The organism is Coleofasciculus sp. E1-EBD-02, from assembly GCF_040218245.1.
Classification (GTDB): Bacteria; Cyanobacteriota; Cyanobacteriia; order Cyanobacteriales; family Coleofasciculaceae; genus Coleofasciculus.
The window spans coordinates 53,869-73,087 of sequence record NZ_JAVJQN010000109.1; the positions used below are offsets into that span (position 1 = coordinate 53,869).

Here is a 19,219-nt window from a genome sequence, read left to right on the forward strand (position 1 = left end):
GCCGATGCTAAAGGATGTCAACATTGTAGTGGACTGACACAGCTAAAATAGGGCTTTGTTTGTAGTAAGCACTTTAGTGCTATAACGCCTAGCTGGAGAGGGCTGAAGCCCTCACTACGAACCAATTCTAATCCATCAATTAAGGTGTGCCACGCCAGTAGGTTGGGTTGAGGAACGTAGCCAAAGCCTTCTCGTACTCCGGAAGAGAACCCGAAGGGTAGAGTAACCCAACACCCAGCCGTTCCACCAACACCAAAACGTTCCATCAACACCCAGCCGTTCCACCAACACCAAGACGTTCCACCGGAACGTCTCTACTAGGGCAAAAATTATGAATACTGTAACCTTAAATTTAGACACCATTCCCTTAACTGACGAACAGTTCTATCAATTATGTCAAAATAATCGCGAGTTTAACTTTGAAACGACGGCGCAGGGAGAATTAATTATCATGGCACCCGTTGGCGGAGAAAGTGGGAATCGAGAATCTGAACTGATTGCTGATTTGGTCATCTGGAACCGACAAACTAGCTTGGGTTATACCTTCAGTTCCTCTACGATATTTAAGTTACCCAATGGTGCGAAACGTTCCCCAGATGCGGCTTGGATTCGTCGAGAACGCTGGGAAGCACTCCCCCCTGAACAACGACGCAAATTTCCCCCGATTGCACCGGATTTTGTCATCGAATTAAGGTCAGCCACAGACGATTTGCAACTTTTGCGTGACAAAATGCAAGAATACATGGATGCTGGAGTGCAATTGGCATGGTTAATTAACCCCCAACAGCAGCAAGTGGAAATTTATCGCCGGGGACAGCCAGTAGAAATGCGAAATCTGCCGACAGAACTATCGGGTGAAATCCTATTACCGGGATTTAGCTTAACTTTATATGCCTATTTATAAAGTTAGGGAATTTTAAAGCTGATTTAAGCTAAGTAGGTTGGTGGAAATAAACTTAACTAGATTAAGTTATGTAAACAAGCATCAAACCCTTACTGTTCCCTGTTCCCTAATCTCCACCGCTAACTTTAATTGTGTCCACCTACTTAGGGAAAAGATTATGAATACTGTAACCTTAAAATTAGACACCATTCCCTTAACTGACGAACAGTTCTATAAATTATGTCAAAATAACCGCGAGTTTAACTTTGAAACCACGGCGCAGGGAGAATTAATTATCATGGCACCCGTTGGCGGAGAAAGTGGGAATCGAGAAGCTGAATTAATTGTCGATTTGGGAATCTGGAACCGACAAACTAGCTTGGGTTATACCTTCAGTTCCTCTACGATATTTAAGTTACCCAATGGTGCGAAACGCTCCCCAGATGCGGCTTGGATTCGCCGAGAACGCTGGGAAGCGCTAACCCCTGAACAACGGCGTAAATTTCCCCCGATTGCACCGGATTTTGTCATCGAATTAAGGTCAGCCACAGACGATTTGCAACTTTTGCGTGACAAAATGCAAGAATACATGGATGCTGGCGTGCAATTGGCATGGTTAATTAACCCCCAACAGCAGCAAGTGGAAATTTATCGCCGGGGACAGCCAGTAGAAATGCGAAATCTGCCGACAGAATTATCGGGGGAAACCCTATTACCGGGATTTAACTTGAGTTTATCTACGTATGTAGAGGATGCGCTTGGTTAAGCCGATGAACTAAACTGCTATGCATTTCAATAAGGTATTCCTAGCGAGCAAGATGCTCGCACTACAAGGATGAGAGCCATTGTTGACCCTAAACCTTATTGTTTATCCTCTGGCTTCTGCTCCTTGGCTTTTACTCTCTTCCTCACTTTACTTGGCTTCGGCTTTGTGGCTTCTGGCTTCTGCTCCTCTGTCGTAGGTTTCGGCTCTTTGGCTTCTGGCTTCTGCTCATCTGTACTAGGCTGTTGCTCTTTCGTTTCTACCTTCGGCTTTTTGTATGGCTTCTGCCGTTTTATACTCGGCTTCTGCTCTTTGCCTTCTGACTGCTGCTCTTTGCCTTCTGGCTTCTGCCTTCCCGTACTCGGCTTCTGCGGTGACTTATTCTGCCGTTTCTCCTGCTGTACGGCTGTCTTGTCCGCCTTCGACGCCTTCAAAAACTTAGGTGCTTTATCCAAGGGTGGTGCTAACAGAGCATCAAACTCAAAAAGATTCCGAGTGGGCAAAAATTTAGCCTTGACTTGAATAAATGCCGGATGTCCTTGCTCCTCTTTGGGGGTTTTGGGATTGAATCGGAATGGCTTAACCGGAGAATCTTTCCACATCAACGGTAGGTGAGACGCCTTCATAAACCTCACCTTTTGCGCTGGTTCGGCTTGTTTGATATAGTCTAAGCGATCGCGATTGAAATTACGGAAAATCGAGACAACGGGTCCTCGACAAACAGGTATAAATTGCCACAAGCCACGAAGCTGAAACTCAAAATCGTCCAATTGTGCCGCAACACCATCGGGTTCTCCTTTCGAGAATCCTACCAACTGAAAGGAAATCTGATGCGACTTGGTGCGCTGAGGAAAGTGGGTGACTCTGGGGTAAACGATTAATCGTTGAGTCGCTTCGCCAGTGTTTTTGATTTCCAGTTTCAGAGCGTTGAAAGCCTTGCGTAATCGAGAGGTATAAAACAAGGGATAGTCTCGACCCGCCATAGTAAGCATAGCCCGCCCCTCGTCTGACCAGCTAACATCACCGACGACGATTCCAATCGCTTGGAAGATAATTCCATCATTTTCTGATTCCTTTGTTTCTTCCTCAGGAGTGTCAGATTGTTCAGGTGTGTCAGATGTGTCAGATGTTTCAGATGTGTCAGATGTATCCGATGTTTCAGGTGGTTCAGGTGGTTCAGGCTTTTTAGGTGTGTCAGGTGTGTCAGGTGTTGCTGTCGTCTGTTCGAGTTCTGGCTCTGTCATCATGGCTGCTGCTGACTTTTTCGTTCAGGGTAGCATTAGAAGCTATATTCCGTCGCCAATTGCGGTACGTTGATTCAATTACAACCGACTGAAATTCTTATCCAGTCGTGTTTGGACGCCTGTAAGCGGTTTGCTGGGGGCGTTGAATCTCTGGCGAATTATGGCAATTAGTGCGGCTGCGGTTTCCAGAATGCAATTTTATGTTTGATTTACCCATTGTACTATGGCTTGGATTAACCCTTCTAAGGTATACTGTTGAGCCTCTACATCCACTCGCCCTAAGAGTTGTTGACAAGTTTTAGAGGTTTGTGGACCAATGGAGGCAATACAGACATTTTCCAAAAGCGAGAGTGGATGATTACTGTTTTTGTCCAAAAGCTTCCTAAAATTTTTGACGGTTTTAGAACTGGCAAAGGTAATAATATTGACGGTATGATTTTGCAACGCTGCCGAAGCTGGGGGTGCTATTTCCCCTGGACAGGTTGACTGATAGGCTGCTACTTCCACAATAGTAGCACCCTGGGCAGTTAAGTCTTTGACTAGAACTTCTCGTCCCCCAGTTTCTACACGCGGAAACAGGATAGTTTGTTCCGCCAAGGGTTCCGGAAAATGTTCAACTAGAGAATCGGCGACAAAATCTGGGGGAATAAAATCTGGATGTAATCCCCGTTCCTTTAAACTAGCCGCCGTTTTCTTGCCCACAACAGCAATTTTGACGCCGGATAACGCACGACTATCTTTTCCTAGTGTCAGCAATCGTTCAAAAAAGTACTTAACGCCGTTACTTGAGGTGAGAATTAACCAATCAAAATCGGATAAATTAGTAATGGCTTGATCTAAGGCGTCCCAACTCGACGGCGGTGTAATCACCAAGGCGGGCATTTCAATCACCGTTGCACCTTCTTGTTCTAACAAGTCTCGAAATGTACTCGACTGTTGAGCCGAACGAGTGACTAAGATTGTTTGACCCTGAAGCATCTGCGGCAAACCACTTCTTTTGATGTCCTCGCCTATTGTCTCTTGTTTTGGGGTAAACTCAACGGGTAACTGTTGGTGCGATCGCAGATAGTCTCGTAATCCTACCACTTCTCCCACGACAATCACCACCGGAGACAGGGAGACACCCGCTGTTTGCTTAACAATACTAGACAGGGTTCCCACCCAAACCTGTTGCTGAGTCTGTCCACAAGCCCGAATCACCGCTACAGGGGTTTGATAGGATTTGCCATAACGCTGTAACTGCTGAACGATTGTGGCTAAATGACGCCCACCCATTAAAATAGCCAGAGTATCGATTCGCGCCAATGCTTCCCAGTCTAAGGCTTCGGGTTGATGCGCCGTCAGGACAGTAAAACAGCGACTCAAAACTGCATCAGTCAGGGGAATATTTGCCAGTAACGGTGCAGCTAGGGCAGAGGAAATCCCCGGTACGACTTCAAAGGCACAATCGGCATCGGTTAACGCTTGAATTTCAGATGTAGCCCGACCAAAGATAAAGGGATCACCACTTTTTAAACGGGCGACTTGCTTCCCTTGTTGGCATTGTTCAACCAACAATTGATTAATCTTTGCTTGCGGAGTTGAGGGGCGCCCCCCTCGCTTTCCCACATCAAACTGGCGGCAATTTGCGGGGACTAATTGTAAAAGTTGGGCGTCTACTAAAGCGTCATAGACTAATACCTCCGCTTGACAGAGAATCTGTTGCCCCCGTAGGGTGAGGTATGCCATACTTCCGGGTCCAGCACCGACGAGATACACTTTACCCAAAGGGCGTCGAGAACGCCCACGTCTAGAAGAATCAGGATAAAAGCTGTCCGCTGCCTGTTGATTGTTGATTCGGGATTCTTGATTGGGGTGAACCATTCTCCAATTTTAAACTGTTTTCGTAAACACATCCTTCTGAGGATATATTCTATTTTTAAGCTAGGTGATAAAAAATTAAAATAATTCTATATGAGCAGAGTGTCTTCCGGTGAATCTGAGTGGTAAAATAGACTGTCGAACGAAAAGGAAACCAATTTTATGCAATTTATTCGAGAAAAACTCTTTTCTGCACGTCCAGTGCGTTTTCTCATTGCCGCTTCGCTGTGTACAGTTTTGTTGTTGTCCAATGCTTTGCCAGCGGCGGCTGTAGGTGGCTCTGATAAAGGTGGCACCACCCTAGACGAAATTGTTGAGAAAGCTGAGCAAGTCGTGAAACAAGAACCGCGTTCGATGCAACAGGTGCAAGCGGAGGCGAATAACAGTACGAATACGGTTCAAGGCTCAGCGAATAAAGAAAAGATGGAGCAATCTCAAGATTCTAAGTCAGGACCTGCTATGGCAGAAGATGTTAACAAAGCGGTCAAAGACATGGAAGATGCTGATTACGATTAGAGCCTTTTGAGGAGGCGATTGAAATCGCTGCTACACAAATGTATGCGAAGCCTTCCCGAAGGGTAGTCCGCCTGCGCGGACTCGTGGACTGTCCATTTATAGCAATCCTATTTGAGTCGTGTCCAAAAATCTGATAATTTTCGGGAATGGGCAATGGGCAATGGGAAAGAGCACCATTGTAGAGACGTTGCATGCAACGTCTCTATTCGTCATTCGTCATTCGTCATTCGTCATTTGTAAGGGTTTGAGGCTTGTTAACATAACTTAACATGGTTGAGTTTATTTCCACCAACCTACTTATCAAAAACTAATCGAATTGTCTAGATTTTTTTCAAAAATGCTGAAATCCTCGACTTAGGGTTAATAATTCATCCGCATACCTTCCTGTACTATCCCGGAGACAAACCTCCGTACCGGATGTAATGGAACCAATAATTGCTGATCCGGCTGCAAATTTTTCGACAAATACCTGAGCCAATGGTTCAGACAAACATAACACCAGTTCAAAGTCTTCACCCCCATACAAAACCCAATCCCAAACTTGTTCTGGAGAAGCAAGCTGAGGTAATACGGAGGGGATAGGAATCGCATCCCATTCCACCACAGCCCCCATCCCACTCGCTCGACAGATTTGGGCGATCGCATCGGCAAGTCCATCGCTGCTATCCATTGCGGTTAGGGGGATTGGAGACGTGTTGAGTATTGAGCCAACGCTAGGCTGATCAGGAACCGGGTTTGTAGGGGCGGGTAATGGGACTTTTTTTTGGCTATCAATAGTAGCGTTTGTACAAAACCCGCCCTGATTATTAGGTTGATCAGGAACCGGGTTGTTATTAAGGATTGGAGATTGGGAGGCTAAACTTTCCCAGAGTTGAGGTAAGATATCTAGTCTTGGTTTAGGGCGTTGGTGAGCTTGGATGAGACGCGATCGCTCTTTTTCATTCAAGTCTTTGCCAAATTCTGGATTCAGCAACAATTCCAACCCAACTCGTGATGCACCATGAACTCCTGTCACCACGATCGCATCGCCAACTTTAGCATTAGAACGACGCATGACGCGCTGGGGTAAGACTTGACCAAATGCAGTAATCGATACCGTAATCACCGGAGACTGACAAACATCACCCCCGACAATGGGCGTATTATACGGCTGTAAACACTCAGACATACCTTGGTAGAGTCGTTCAACCCAACTCACCGCCACATCACCCGGAAGACTCAAGCCAACCGTAATCCCCAGAGGCGATGAACCCATTGCAGCTAAATCCGATAAATTTGCCGCCACCGCACGCCAACCCACATCTTCAGCCGACGTCGTGCGATCGCTAAAATGAATTCCATCCACCAAGACATCGGTTGTCACCACTAATAATTGCCCCGGTTCTGGATTTGGCATAATCGCCGCATCATCACCCACAATATCTGAGGGACAAAAGCGCTGTAATCGTTTTAAAACACCCTGTTCTCCAATATCTCTAATTACATCATTAGTCATTTGTCAATTAATCGCTTTTATCATTCATTCTTTATTTGCTGTTTGTCCAGCAATCCCTAACAGAGGAGCGATAGCTAGGTTAGGGTTGTTGAATGCGTCGATGTAATTTCGGAAAGCGATAATAGGTATCTCCATCCGCATCAACTTCTGGGATAGCGTTAAACACCTGAACTTGGTGTTCCAAATACTGCTGTGCGATTTCGGGTTCAACCCTAGCGGCTGCAGCCAACTGAATCAGAGAAATACAGCTATTCTCCGTTTCTAATAACTGATAAAACGTTTCCTCTAACTGCTTTTGTTGACTTCGGGTGGCTCTTTGCAAGAACAAGATGCCTAAAACACCTAAAGTGATGACCAATAGCAAGTCAATAATTGGCATATTCAGGGAACAGAGAATAGGGAACAGGAAACAAACATCCTTACCTTAACCTGAATGGCACGCTCAGATGAGGCTGGTGGGCATTGCCCACCCTAAGGGATATCAAGGGTTTTGGCAATTCCAAACGGCTTATTGAGCGTGCCATTGTACTTAAGCGGCAACGTCGGGTTCAACCAAATTATCAGCGCCCTGAACAACTGTAGCTGACTCAATGATATCGCCGAGTTCTAGCTTGTCCAATACGTCTTTCCCCTCAACAACATAACCAAAGACCGCATAACGCCCATCCATAACATTAAAACCAGGAGGGGTTAACTCACTATCAAACTTGAAGAAAAAGAACTGAGACGAACCCCCATTGGGATCATCTCCTGGACGCGCCATGGCGACAGCACCGTAAGCGGAGAAAGGAAGCACGGGTTCATCTAAATAAATCCCCGCCTGTTCTAAGGTCATACCATAGATGGGTTCCTCATCTCCCCTGACTAACACTTCAAAGGGAATCGCCCGATATTCACCTGTTTTGGGATCGATAAATCCTTCTTCAGGTCCAGGTGGATCACCAGTTTGCACGTAGAAGTCTTCAGTACGGGTAATTGCCAGATCATCATAAAAACCCCGTTGCACCAAATCAACAAAGTTACCCGCCGTAACCGGGGCGCTATAGCCATCAACGACTAAGGTCATATCCCCTTTATTCGTGGCTATCTCTATCGTGGCGCGACCTTTGAGTTGAGGTAAATTACTATACTCTGAGGGGACTTCAAAAGGAAATCCCTTGACCATCATTCGTTCTAGTTCGCCCACCTTGTCAAGGATTTTGCCTCGCTCAATCCAGACGGCTTCTTTATCCTTGGCTTCAACTGCTTCTCGGAGTGAAACGATATCATCTCTCATGGTGGTAATGATCGCTTCAGCTTGCGGTTTTTGCTCCTCTGGGATGTCAGCCAGCACTTTTTCCGGGCGATTGCTCAAAATTACATCCGCTTTGGTGATATCCCGGTTAATCGGACTCCAGCGCTTTCCCCGTAACTGAGTGGCAATATCTTCGAGACTTGCTTGCACGTTCCGCACCGCTTGATTCTCAATGGGCAGAGCATACCGCAGTAGGGCTTTGCCATCAGTAATCGCATTCCCCTGCGCCAAGCGACTTTCTCGGGCAGGTGGTTGTTGATCATTACCAAAATTCCACCAGGCACCGCTTAAACTTACGGAGAGTGTCACCAGTAGCAGCGCCACAAAACTGGTTTTGAGCAGACGTTGGCACCAATCGAGCTTGAGAATTTTTAAAGGTCGCATAAACATATCGCCTAAGGCTGAATACCATTAGGTTGAGGCTAACTTACAGCATTGAAACAGATATTCTTCATCTTGCCATACAGGGTGTCCGTGCCAAAACGTCCTCCGTGAATACCTCCCTTGCCCCCCGATCTATGGGATGTTCCTCAACAAGGGTACAATAAAGTGCCGATTGTTATGCCCAAAGTTATGCGGAAGCCGTCAGCCGTCGCGAATTAGGGGTTATCGACCAAAAGTTACACCGTGGACTTATACCAAGACAGAATTACTTGTGGGTAGGTTTGTCTAGGTTTTTAGAAGCGGTTTGACAAGTCTGATGTGGGCGTTACGTTTAATGCTGACATCAATGCCAGCTACAATATCTTGCGTACACTATTCCCCAACCCTTGAGGACTAATGATTTCAAGTAACGACTTTCGCACAGGTGTCACGATTGAATTGGAAGGATCGGTGTGGCGGGTGGTGGAGTTTCTCCACGTCAAGCCTGGAAAAGGCTCGGCATTTGTCCGCACCAAGCTGAAAAATGTTCAGACGGGTAATGTCATGGACAGAACCTTTCGGGCTGGGGAAACAGTACCCCAAGCCATCCTAGAAAAACGCACTATGCAACATACCTATAAAGATGCTGACCAATTGGTCTTCATGGATATGGAAACCTTTGAGGAAAATCGTCTCAATGAAGACCAAATTGGCGATCGCGTCAAGTATCTCACCGAAGGGATGGAAGTCAATGTGGTGACGTGGAATGACCAAGTCCTGGAAGTGGAGTTACCCAACTCCGTAGTGCTGGAAATTGTGGAGACTGATCCGGGTGTCAAAGGTGATACCGCCACAGGTGGCACTAAACCCGCTACGGTGTCTACCGGAGCGCAAGTCATGGTACCGCTGTTTATTTCCGTCGGTGAGCGAATTAAAATCGATACTCGTAACGATTCCTATCTCGGTCGCGAGTAAATGGATCTGAACCAATCAATCAACAGCTAAGGTGAATATCCAAACACGGCTTTTGCCCAGCTCAAATCGTGATCAATCCTGCCTGAGGTATCATGTAGAACTCTAACCTTGAATTTTTTCGGAATTCCTATCTCTCTAATTTAGTTGTGCCATTAGACTTCAACCAAATCCGTGAACTGCTAACCGCGATCGCTCAAACCGATATTGCGGAAGTGATATTGAAAAGTGATGACTTTGAACTGACGGTACGTAAAGGATTATCCGCCAGTCCTCCTAGCGACTCAACAGTGAGTCGAACAGATACCCCTGTGGCGTCCAGCTTGGGAACAGCGGTGGTTGGAATGGCTCCCCCGCCGCCTCCCACTTCCACACCCACACCTGAACCAGCACCATCGGCTCAAACGGGAACAGCTTCAGCTACACCGTCTCCAGGAGGGGAGTCAAAATGGGAAGAGGTGAAATCGCCGATGGTCGGTACATTTTATCGGGCACCATCGCCAGATGACGCCCCTTATGTGGAAGTTGGCGATCAGATTCGCGTCGGTCAAACTATCTGTATCATTGAAGCAATGAAGTTGATGAATGAACTTGAAGCCGAAATATCCGGACAAGTGATGGAAATTTTGGTCGAAAATGGCGAACCGATTGAATATGGTCAACCGTTGATGCGGATCAATACAGCGTAAATGAGCGATGTAAAGGATTGATGATTACTCTATTGTTATCAATTGACCAAAAATAGGCTAAAATTTGATGATCACCTAATTTCGGGTTAGACCGATGCCAAGCGTAAAAACAGTCCCTCAAGAGGTCGTCCAACAAGTTTCTGAGTATTTTAGTATCTTAAGCGAACCCATGCGCCTGCGCCTGCTCAATTTACTCCGAGAAGGTGAAAAATGTGTCCAAGAATTGGTAGAAGCTACAGAGACGAGTCAGGCAAATGTCTCTAAGCACCTGAAAGTGATGCTACAGGCGGGAATACTCAGTCGCCGCACTGAAGGCACATCTGCCTACTATAAGGTAGAAGATGAGCTGATTTTTGACCTATGTAATTTAGTATGCGATCGCCTCGCTACCCGCATCGAACAACAAGCCCGCCATTTTCGGAACTTTACTTTGACGAACAAAGGGTAGAAGGGGAATTTTTTTGTCCAAAAACTGAACTGAACAGGCGATCTAAGTACCTGGACATAAATTCTGTTCACTGTACTCAGAACTATTAACAAGCGTCAAAACCTTACTGTTCCCCGTTCCCCGTTCCCTGTTTCCTTGTCCTCATGCTCAACTTTAATCATGGTTGTTTGACCTTAAAGTTGAAAGTTTGTTTCAAAGTTTTGGCGAGTCATCGGTTGATCGACGATCAACCCTTCACCTCCTAAGACTTCGAGGGGTTTTCCTTCCACATCAATCCAGACTTGAGCATCCGGATCTAAGCTGGTGGCTGTATAGATAATTTGTCCGAGGCGGCTTTGCATCGAAGTACTGCCACCCCCTGTAGTAAAGTCTTCAGATAGATCTAGATGTACTCCGTCAGATTTGATCGAAAGATTCCGTAACTCAGTTCCTTCGGGAATTGCCGAGGCTACCGCTTGCTGCTCAGGTCCAGACAATAATTGCTGGAATGCCATCTCTAACACTTCCGAGGGATTATCACCATTTTCGACAGTGATGGAACTGGGAACCAGTTCAATTTGATTATTGACAGCATCAACCCAATACACTTGAACCTCTTGTTCAGTCGCTGGCGGCGTGTCTTGGGGCGATTGGGAGAGGGTAGGCACTTCCGATTGGGGGGGTGAGGCGGTAATCGTATTCCAAGCCCACCAAGCGCCTCCACCAGCGGCGGCTAACATCGCCACGGAAACACCAGCGATCAAACTTGTGGGAATACGACGTGTATCTTGTGGATTTTGCATAGTTATTACCTTTCCAATCGTTCAATGTTTATAGGATTAGAAAAAAATGTGATAATTTTTCTAGTCTTTGACTTTTGACCTAGTAGGACAGGTTTCGTTACGTGATCAGTTTTTGCCATAAGTTAGCGGTAAAACCCACCCCTACATAGACCACCAATTGCTCTGACTGAACCGACACCCTAGTCTCCTGGCGGTACATCAGCTCGAACAAATGCGGCTATCTGTAGATCCTGATTATCTATCTCTAATTGTAAGAGTCTGACCGTAATCCCAGCATCTTCCAAGCTACGGAGATTGGCGCGATCGCTTATTCCCTTGGCGAAGCCTTCAACCAGGCGAGACGGTAACGCTTGACCGTCAACGGTTATTCTGGGTTCAATCAGTTGCAAGCGATGTCCGGCTTCAATCCCCAATCCGGATTCCACCACAATGGCTAGGGATTGACGATTCCCTTCCACCGCATCCACTTGGAAACGCAGGCGATTATTTCCCAGCAACTCTAATCGAGGATTGAGAAACTGGTAACGCTGTGCGGTATCTCTGGAGAGACGACTACCGAGTTGTTGTAATTTTGCAGCAACTCTAGGAGACTGAAGCATCTGGTTGAGATCCGATTCAGTTAAAACCAGACGCACCCCTGCTTGTAACGGTTGACGTAACGAGGCTAAGGGCGACGTTTGACCCTCCTGTCTCAGACGGTTGATATCCAGATTAATCGGATCAGTTTCGACTTCTAGAACATCAATCCGAATGTCTGGCGTCAACCATAACCCTCGACCCGCAATCCGGACTTGTTCGAGTTTTCCTTGCAATGCTCGGTAGTTCGGGGTATTGTCAATCCGCACATCAAGCTGCTCAACTCTCTCCAATTGAGAACTCAGGACGTTTTCCACCACGCGATCGATGATTAAGCCCGGAGGGGAAACCAGCGTGAGTAACGCCGATAGGAGGATGCTCAAAAATTCCATATTTCCGTTGAGTTGTTTATATTACTTAACATTTAACCCCTAAATCTTTAAACTTTATTGCAGTTTTATTACAGAGTGAGAGCCGATTGCCATAGGCATGATACCTTCAATGAGGTGTTGACGAAAAGCACAGCCTTAGGAAAGGAGGACATTTTGGATTTGCGTTCTGCTCAAACCCCCAACGACTTTGTTCATGAAGATATTAGTGAGTACGTGGCTCAGCTTCAGCTACACATGGCGTTACAAGCCCGGAATTTAGTCCCGACTCTCACCAAGGCAGTAGATAGCCGAGAGCAGTTGTTACAGCAAACCCAAGCCACCGTGGAAAAGCTAGCGTCTCGACAGGCGGTTTAGTTGACAAATGACCAATGACAAATGACAAATGACCAATGACAAATGACCAATAATTAACGACTCGCCAAAATTAAAGCATCGGCATAGTTTAAAGCCTCTTGCCACACAGCATAGCCACGTCTGGCGAGATGAATCCCATCAGTGGTTAACTCCCGTTGCATTTGACCCTGATTATTCACAAACAAACGGTGCAGGTTAAGATAGCCTGCACCTTCTTGCTGGGCGATCGCGGCGATGTGTTGATTCAGGTTGCGGATGCGATCGCTGGGAATAGCGCTTAATCGTGTGGGTAAAATAGACTGAACAATAATTTGGGCTTGCGGGTGGTTTTGGCGTAAGCGTTGGATGATTTGACGAGTATTATCGAGAATAACGCGATCGCGAACGCCCTGACGCAAGTCGTTGGTGCCAGCCATGACATAGATTGTATCGGGTCGGGTTTGGGAAAAAGCCGAGAGTCGCTCCAGAATTTGGCTAGAGTTTTCCCCAGAAATCCCCTGATTCAGCCAAAATTGACTGCTAGGTAGGTTGGCTGTAGGAAACCAAAGACTCAAGGAATCGCCCACTAATATAGACAGACGATTATTCCCCTGTCCCCTCGCCATCGCTTTCGCTTCTTCTGCAAGTAGCTGTTTCCATTGAGTATGAGTGGGTTTAGCTAGTGTCGCTTTACTCCAAACCGACTGGAAACTATCAGCCGGGAGGCGGGTATAGGTTTGACCTCTATTTAATGCGGCTAATCGTTGGTAATAGAGTTGGGTTCCCGATTTAGGTGAGACAACCGGGGATTGAGGTTTAGGGGAAATAGAGTTAGTAGTCAGCGCTTGATTCGTGGTGGCACTAAAGTGCCGACTACTAACCGGTGGTGATGAGCTAAACTCAACACCAGGGATTTCCACCCCAGGGATAATCGGTTGAGTGACGACGGAGTGCGATTGATCAGCTTTAGCAGAAGCCAATAAAGCCGACAAATTCTCGAACAGGTTGGGAACCAGTGGCGGTGGCGGAGGTGCAGATACGGGACCTACGGTAAGCAGACTGGCTGCTAGTAAATACGGATCGCTCATGGTACATTCCATTACTCTCTCTTTTTCCTTTGACAGGAATTTGCCAGAGTATCAGGAATATATGCCAGAAGGCAGGAGGGTTCTTACTGTTCCCTGTTTCCCCATCTCAATTAAGTTTAATTTTGTCTATAGCGCTAGGCTCTAAGGTTAGGACATAGGAAAAGCAGGGGAAGCAATGTAGAGACGTGCCATGGCACGTCTGGAAGCAGGGGGAGGGAAAGTTATATCTTTAGAATGCAACTTGCTATGATATCACTTTTGCATATCTTGATCTCGCAAAAAAGCAATAATGACAGCTTTTCTCAGGGTTGCCTCGATGGAATTGATAAAGCCTATAGCAACGAATAGATTATTCATCGACAATTGTATAGTTTGTAAAGCATTGTTGACTTCTGTTTGATTGTCCTCGATCCATTTTTCCAGAAATTTATGCTCGGTTAACGCTTCGTCAATATCATTCTGGGAAAAAATTTTCTGCAATTTAGATGATTTTCTCAGGGAGTTAATTTTCTTTCCCAAATCCTCTCCAGATGAGTTCACTTGAGGACGGGTGAATAAGGCAGAAAGTTTTGGCATGATTGATGTGGGACGAACGGTTTCACTTAATATATTGACACAGTTTAAAGGTCTTTTGTTTAGAAATATATACGAGAATAAGCGTAAAAAATACTACGTCAATTATCGTAAATTTTGTCAGGTATTATTTTTTTAGAAAAGATATAAATCCTCAGAAAAGATGGCGTGAAAATAAACAAAATTTGACCCCTAAGCTTTTTAAAAAATTCATACTTTAGAATGAAAAACAAAAAGCAGCACTTCGCTAAGTAGGTCGGTGGAAATAAAGCGAGCTATGTTAAGTTCTGTGAATGTTCCTCAAACCCTTACTGTTCCCTGTTCCCTGTTCCCTGTTCCCTAATCTCAACCGTTAACTTTAATTGTCCCAACCTACTTATAATGATAGATTGAATAAAAACCTGGAGTGAAATCTACACGATGGCAGCAATGAAATTCAACGTTCCGAGTATTGCTTGTGATGCTTGCGCCAAAACCATCAGCGAAGGGATTCGTACCCACGAACCTGAAGCGAAAGTCGATGTTGATGTGGCAAATAAGACGGTTAGTGTGGAAACTGAGGCGTCTCACGAGTCAATTAAACAAGTCATTACCTCTGTGGGGCATCAGGTGGAATAATACAAATTCTGGCATTATAGAACTCTGTTTTTTATAAATTGTAGAGACGTTGCATGCAACGTCTCTACATTTGGGAATCTAGTTGAATTACCCAGAGATTCCTGATGCTGTTGGAATTTGGGACTTTGAAGGATGTGCTGATTGGCGCGATCGCACTTCTAAATACACCAGTAAGGCGTTAATATCGGCTGGATTCACCCCACCAATACGAGAGGCTTGACCAATTGTCAGGGGTTGAACCTGGGAGAGTTTCTCGCGAGATTCCTTGGATAAGGTTTCAATGGCATCATAATCCAGATCTATTGGCAATCGTCGCTGGCTTTGACGGGACACTTGATCAATCTGATTTTGCTGGCGTTGCAGATATCCCGCATATTTGATATCAATTTCCGCACCGTCTCGTTCAGCTTGATTGAGACTGGAGTTTCCTAATCCGTAGTGATCCAGATTGGTATAGTGGAATTTGGGACGACGTAGCAATTCAGCCAGGGTAATCGAACCCTTAATCCGTTGCTGAGTATCCGACGCGATCGCAACGCCTAATTCCTCATGTTCCTTGATCCGTACTGTCTGGAGTCGTTCCTTCTCCGCCGCAATATTCGCTTGTTTTTCAGTATAAAGTTGCCAACGGCGGTCATCAATTAAGCCAATGTCTCGTCCCAAGGGAGTCAGACGGCGATCGGCATTATCAGAACGCAGGAGTAAGCGATACTCGGAACGACTGGTTAGCATCCGGTAAGGTTCTCGCAAATCTTTCGTACACAAATCATCAATTAATGTACCGATATAGCTTTCCTCACGGGGGAACACCAACATCTCTTGATGTCGCACATAGCGTACTGCATTAATCCCCGCCACAATACCCTGGGCGGCGGCTTCTTCGTACCCCGTCGTTCCATTAATTTGTCCAGCGCAGAATAACCCCTCAATTTTTTTGGTCATCAACGTGGGAAAACACTGGGTTGCGGGTAGATAATCATACTCCACCGCATAAGCTGGGCGTAGCATGGTACAGTGTTCTAATCCAGGGAGCGATCGCAACATTTGCAACTGTAGCTTCTCTGGTAATCCTGTCGAGAATCCCTGGATATAGAGTTCGGGAATGTCTCGCCCTTCCGGTTCAATAAAGATCTGATGGCTTTGCTTATCTGCAAACCGGACAATTTTATCTTCAATACTGGGACAATAACGGGGTCCCTTTGCATCCACCCAACCCCCATAAACTGGGGACAGATGCAGATTGTCCCGAATCAACTGATGCGTTTGTGCCGTGGTACGGGTAATATAACAATTCATCTGTTCCCGTTCCACCCACACCTCTGGGTCAAAGCTGAACCAAGACACCACCTCATCCCCAGGCTGGGGTTCCATTTTACTGTAATCCACCGATCGCTTATCCACCCGCGCCGGGGTTCCCGTCTTCAGGCGTCCGGTTTCAAATCCCAGTCGGTTCAGGGTTTCCGTCAATCCCACCGCTGCAAATTCCCCAGCGCGTCCAGCGGGCATCGATTTATTCCCCACCCAGATACATCCACCCAGGAACGTTCCTGTGGTTAATACTACTGCAGGGGCGGCAAATGCGACACCAAAATAAGTCTGAACACCGATAACCTCATCGTTCGCACCCAGAACTAAATCCGTCGCCATCCCTTCCCGGATAACCAAATTCTCCTGGTTCTCGACAATCCGTTTCATCACCGCCGCATATTCCCGCTTATCGGTTTGCGCCCGTAACGCCCAAACCGCAGGTCCGCGCGACTGATTCAGTACCCGCTTCTGGAGATAAGTTCGGTCTGCCATCTTACCAATTTCTCCCCCCAAGGCGTCTACCTCGTGGGCGAGTTGGGATTTAGCTGGGGCACCCACGGCGGGGTTACAAGGTTGCCAAGCAATTTTATCCAGGTTCAGGGTAAGTAGCATAGTGCGACATCCCAAGCGGGCGGCGGCTAGTGCAGCTTCGCAGCCAGAATGTCCAGCACCGACAACGATGACATCAAAAGCGTCTTGGAAATCTACAGGGGAATGTGTGGTCATGGTTAGCATTTGAGTGACAAGGACTCATGCTTCATTCTACCGAATCCCAATTCAGATAAGGTGGTAGAGACGCGCCATGGCGCGTCTTGACATTCTGCTTACACTTCAGGTAAGCGAACCTTATCCAGCAGCTAACAGCACTCCCACAATGGAACCTAAAGCATTTGCCCCTGCATCTCTGAGAAACAAACCGAGTTGTTTAGCATAAGCATTAATTCTTGCCTTCCGTGGATTTGGAGATTGGGCTTCTTCTTCCAAGGCGTTAACCAGTTCAGTTGCTTCTTCTTGTTGCTCAGTTGGCAGGGTATCAATGCTTTCACGTAACTCCGCAAAAAGTTCTTTTAAATCGGCGGCACTTACACCCATCTCTTGCTGAATTTTATTTTGATTATGATTGTGACTCCCTACATTCATTGCGCCTACCTGGGAATCTTTTGGGCTTACACTAAAATAATCACCCATAATTCTTACTCCTGCTGTGTCTAAACGTTCAAAGAGGGGTTCTTCGTCAATCATCTGAATTCCCTTACTCGTAATTTTGACATACCTGAAGCAGAAATCGCCTACGCAACGAAACGTTTCAACCTCTCCCTCGTCTTCCATGGGGGAAACCACTCGGATAACATCGGTAACGCTGATTACCAGACTCTTGGCTATAAACTCAGGCGTTACATCAAAATGGTTATATCGTTCGGGATGTCGAGCATGATACTTGTACAGAATTGCCAGCACTGCCTGTCTGAGTTTACGATCATTAGCTTGAGTCGCATCGAAGTCTGGGACTGAAATCGTTTCTTCTGTTGATAAGTCTCTATGAACAGCTTGGTAGCCAAAACAGTTAGATGAGCATTTAGATTTATAATCTTCCCGATTATCAAAGGCAACAATTGCACAATGCACTTGCCAATCTTTTTCACGGATTGATTCTAACTTACTCTCACCCAAACATTGTCTTTTATCATGCTCTTTGCTGGTTATTAAATTTATACAATTAACTTGGTTTTTTGTGTCAGGTATTTGACATTTATTACAAATTCCAGCTTTGGTTAAATTAGTAGAATATTTACTACTGGTTTCAGTAATAGTGCAGATGAGGTTAACACGTCTATACTCTAGATAGGGACAAGGTTTGAACAACTCCGTGTCAGACATTTTACATCATCCAATAGATACATATTTTCAATCATACTCATTTCCACCGCCTTTAATACCCCGGCTCCTGATCAGGGGGATAACACTGTCTGAGTCAAGAGCATATATGCGAAGCTTACCACGAGTCTTATCTTTAGCTCTATCTAAACAAAAGGGTCAATAACCGCTAAGATTTAGCGTTGATGTTCCCATAACTACTATAACGCCAAATGATTTTGTTTTACATTGATGAGGGTGGTACTGGCTGGAAAGATACACAAACGAATTTTTTCTTTTTGGTGAGCTTCGCTATTCCTGCCCAGAACTGGTTTCAAATGGATAGCATCATTTTATCTTTCAAGAAAGGTATACTCAGCGGCGGTCAGTTAGAAAACTGGGAGCTAAAGGGTCGTGATATTTGGCAAGGGTTAGGTAAGTTCAAGAAAGTTAAACGCGAATACCGTATGCAGGTGTTCTTGCAAATCTCAGAAATCCTAAATCAGTTACCTTGCCATATTTTGGCTATTCAGGTTGACAAGAAAGGACTCCGCGACAGTGGTGAATCTATCAAAGATGACACAGAGTTATATCAGTTTGCTTTCAGGGAATTGCTAGAAAAAATAGATGCTTTTCTAAAGCAATATAACGAAACAGGAATACTTTTTATGGATTCGCGTTCAACTCAGCACACGGCTGTTCAAGATGGGCGATTGATCAGGGCATATAGAGATTGGGTCAATGCTCGAAAAGAACCTTCTAGTTTTGTGGAACTTCCTGTATTTGGGTTTTCAGAATTTTATACAGGGTTACAGCTAGCTGATTATGTAACTTACTTGATTGACCGTACATCCAAAGAGTCTGCAGCCAGTGGTCGTTCAGAATTGCAAGTAGCATTCAATCTATTAAAACCTAAACTTGATCTATCTAAAATGCCCTGTAAATAAATACAGTTTGATAATCGCTCCAATGAGTTGTGATTCTAAATGCGAATCCACGACTGTGATAGTCGTGGATTTTGCCCTAGCAGAGTCTTAATCAATAAAACTCTACCTTAAAGTATTTGACTTTGACAGGCGCACGGTATCTCAACCGAGCTATACATCCCCGTGCAGTTCGGGACACCTTGCCATCTAATTCCCATCTTATCGTATAGTCGAGTATTTTT

The 19,219-nt window shown here is 45.7% G+C and carries 21 protein-coding genes; 9 read left to right on the forward strand and 12 right to left on the reverse strand.

The window, feature by feature from the left end:
- Positions 1–17: 17 nt before the first annotated feature.
- Positions 18–266 (reverse strand): hypothetical protein, encoded by a 249-nt coding sequence (locus RIC07_RS17705; RefSeq protein WP_446395682.1) that lies wholly within the window; start codon positions 264–266, stop codon positions 18–20.
- 65 nt (positions 267–331) lie between these two features.
- Between RIC07_RS17705 and RIC07_RS17710 the strand changes: the two genes are divergently transcribed.
- Positions 332–904, forward strand: a complete 573-nt coding sequence (locus RIC07_RS17710; protein ID WP_446395683.1) for a Uma2 family endonuclease — start codon at positions 332–334, stop codon at positions 902–904.
- Between the two features lie 157 nt (positions 905–1,061).
- On the forward strand, positions 1,062–1,649 hold the full coding sequence (locus RIC07_RS17715; protein WP_446395684.1) for a Uma2 family endonuclease: 588 nt from the start codon (positions 1,062–1,064) through the stop codon (positions 1,647–1,649).
- Between the two features lie 95 nt (positions 1,650–1,744).
- On the opposite strand, the gene RIC07_RS17720 is transcribed toward RIC07_RS17715, so the two are convergent.
- Together RIC07_RS17720 and cobA are read right to left on the reverse strand one after the other, a co-directional pair.
- Positions 1,745–2,893: a hypothetical protein gene (locus RIC07_RS17720; RefSeq protein WP_446395685.1), complete on the reverse strand. Its 1,149-nt coding sequence runs from the start codon at positions 2,891–2,893 to the stop codon at positions 1,745–1,747.
- Between the two features lie 195 nt (positions 2,894–3,088).
- Entirely contained in the window at positions 3,089–4,618 is a 1,530-nt protein-coding gene (gene cobA, locus RIC07_RS17725; protein WP_446395732.1) for a uroporphyrinogen-III C-methyltransferase, read from the reverse strand.
- 294 nt (positions 4,619–4,912) lie between these two features.
- Between cobA and RIC07_RS17730 the strand changes: the two genes are divergently transcribed.
- Positions 4,913–5,266 (forward strand): hypothetical protein, encoded by a 354-nt coding sequence (locus tag RIC07_RS17730; RefSeq protein ID WP_446395686.1) that lies wholly within the window; start codon positions 4,913–4,915, stop codon positions 5,264–5,266.
- 331 nt (positions 5,267–5,597) lie between these two features.
- Here the strand turns inward: RIC07_RS17730 and thiL are convergent, their stop codons facing one another.
- The 3 genes from thiL to RIC07_RS17745 form a co-directional block, all read right to left on the reverse strand.
- Positions 5,598–6,761, reverse strand: coding sequence for a thiamine-phosphate kinase (thiL, locus tag RIC07_RS17735; RefSeq protein ID WP_446395687.1), 1,164 nt, complete (start codon positions 6,759–6,761; stop codon positions 5,598–5,600).
- A 79-nt stretch (positions 6,762–6,840) separates the two neighbouring features.
- A complete protein-coding gene (locus RIC07_RS17740) occupies positions 6,841–7,140 on the reverse strand; it encodes a hypothetical protein (RefSeq protein ID WP_446395688.1) in 300 nt (99 codons plus the stop codon).
- Between the two features lie 150 nt (positions 7,141–7,290).
- Positions 7,291–8,439 carry a peptidylprolyl isomerase gene (locus tag RIC07_RS17745; RefSeq protein WP_446395689.1) on the reverse strand — a complete coding sequence of 383 codons (1,149 nt, stop codon included), beginning with the start codon at positions 8,437–8,439 and terminating at the stop codon, positions 7,291–7,293.
- Positions 8,440–8,835: 396 nt separating this feature from the next.
- Between RIC07_RS17745 and efp the strand changes: the two genes are divergently transcribed.
- The 3 genes from efp to RIC07_RS17760 all read left to right on the forward strand — a co-directional run bounded on the left by efp (position 8,836) and on the right by RIC07_RS17760 (position 10,527).
- Entirely contained in the window at positions 8,836–9,393 is a 558-nt protein-coding gene (gene efp, locus RIC07_RS17750) for an elongation factor P (RefSeq protein WP_446384246.1), read from the forward strand.
- Between the two features lie 146 nt (positions 9,394–9,539).
- The gene (gene accB, locus RIC07_RS17755) at positions 9,540–10,079 is read left to right on the forward strand and encodes an acetyl-CoA carboxylase biotin carboxyl carrier protein (protein ID WP_446395690.1); all 540 of its coding nucleotides are present in this window, start codon (positions 9,540–9,542) and stop codon (positions 10,077–10,079) included.
- A 94-nt stretch (positions 10,080–10,173) separates the two neighbouring features.
- The gene (locus RIC07_RS17760; RefSeq protein ID WP_446384242.1) at positions 10,174–10,527 is read left to right on the forward strand and encodes an ArsR/SmtB family transcription factor; all 354 of its coding nucleotides are present in this window, start codon (positions 10,174–10,176) and stop codon (positions 10,525–10,527) included.
- A 173-nt stretch (positions 10,528–10,700) separates the two neighbouring features.
- Here RIC07_RS17760 and RIC07_RS17765 read toward each other — a convergent pair whose 3' ends face one another.
- Both RIC07_RS17765 and RIC07_RS17770 read right to left on the reverse strand, forming a co-directional pair.
- Entirely contained in the window at positions 10,701–11,309 is a 609-nt protein-coding gene (locus tag RIC07_RS17765; protein WP_446395691.1) for a GerMN domain-containing protein, read from the reverse strand.
- A gap of 179 nt (positions 11,310–11,488) precedes the next feature.
- Positions 11,489–12,277: an LmeA family phospholipid-binding protein gene (locus tag RIC07_RS17770; RefSeq protein WP_446395692.1), complete on the reverse strand. Its 789-nt coding sequence runs from the start codon at positions 12,275–12,277 to the stop codon at positions 11,489–11,491.
- Positions 12,278–12,430: 153 nt separating this feature from the next.
- Between RIC07_RS17770 and RIC07_RS17775 the strand changes: the two genes are divergently transcribed.
- Positions 12,431–12,631 carry a hypothetical protein gene (locus RIC07_RS17775; protein WP_446395733.1) on the forward strand — a complete coding sequence of 67 codons (201 nt, stop codon included), beginning with the start codon at positions 12,431–12,433 and terminating at the stop codon, positions 12,629–12,631.
- A 53-nt stretch (positions 12,632–12,684) separates the two neighbouring features.
- Here RIC07_RS17775 and RIC07_RS17780 read toward each other — a convergent pair whose 3' ends face one another.
- Together RIC07_RS17780 and RIC07_RS17785 are read right to left on the reverse strand one after the other, a co-directional pair.
- The gene (locus RIC07_RS17780; protein WP_446395693.1) at positions 12,685–13,698 is read right to left on the reverse strand and encodes a GDSL-type esterase/lipase family protein; all 1,014 of its coding nucleotides are present in this window, start codon (positions 13,696–13,698) and stop codon (positions 12,685–12,687) included.
- Between the two features lie 252 nt (positions 13,699–13,950).
- Positions 13,951–14,274, reverse strand: a complete 324-nt coding sequence (locus tag RIC07_RS17785; RefSeq protein ID WP_446384230.1) for a hypothetical protein — start codon at positions 14,272–14,274, stop codon at positions 13,951–13,953.
- Between the two features lie 426 nt (positions 14,275–14,700).
- On the opposite strand from RIC07_RS17785, the gene RIC07_RS17790 reads away from it, so the two are divergent.
- Positions 14,701–14,889, forward strand: a complete 189-nt coding sequence (locus RIC07_RS17790; RefSeq protein ID WP_446395734.1) for a heavy-metal-associated domain-containing protein — start codon at positions 14,701–14,703, stop codon at positions 14,887–14,889.
- A gap of 87 nt (positions 14,890–14,976) precedes the next feature.
- On the opposite strand, the gene mnmG is transcribed toward RIC07_RS17790, so the two are convergent.
- On the reverse strand, positions 14,977–16,923 hold the full coding sequence (gene mnmG / locus RIC07_RS17795) for a tRNA uridine-5-carboxymethylaminomethyl(34) synthesis enzyme MnmG (protein WP_446395694.1): 1,947 nt from the start codon (positions 16,921–16,923) through the stop codon (positions 14,977–14,979).
- A gap of 120 nt (positions 16,924–17,043) precedes the next feature.
- Positions 17,044–17,868 carry a hypothetical protein gene (locus RIC07_RS17800; RefSeq protein WP_446395695.1) on the reverse strand — a complete coding sequence of 275 codons (825 nt, stop codon included), beginning with the start codon at positions 17,866–17,868 and terminating at the stop codon, positions 17,044–17,046.
- Between the two features lie 416 nt (positions 17,869–18,284).
- Between RIC07_RS17800 and RIC07_RS17805 the strand changes: the two genes are divergently transcribed.
- Entirely contained in the window at positions 18,285–18,998 is a 714-nt protein-coding gene (locus RIC07_RS17805; RefSeq protein ID WP_446395696.1) for a DUF3800 domain-containing protein, read from the forward strand.
- Positions 18,999–19,219 lie beyond the last annotated feature (221 nt).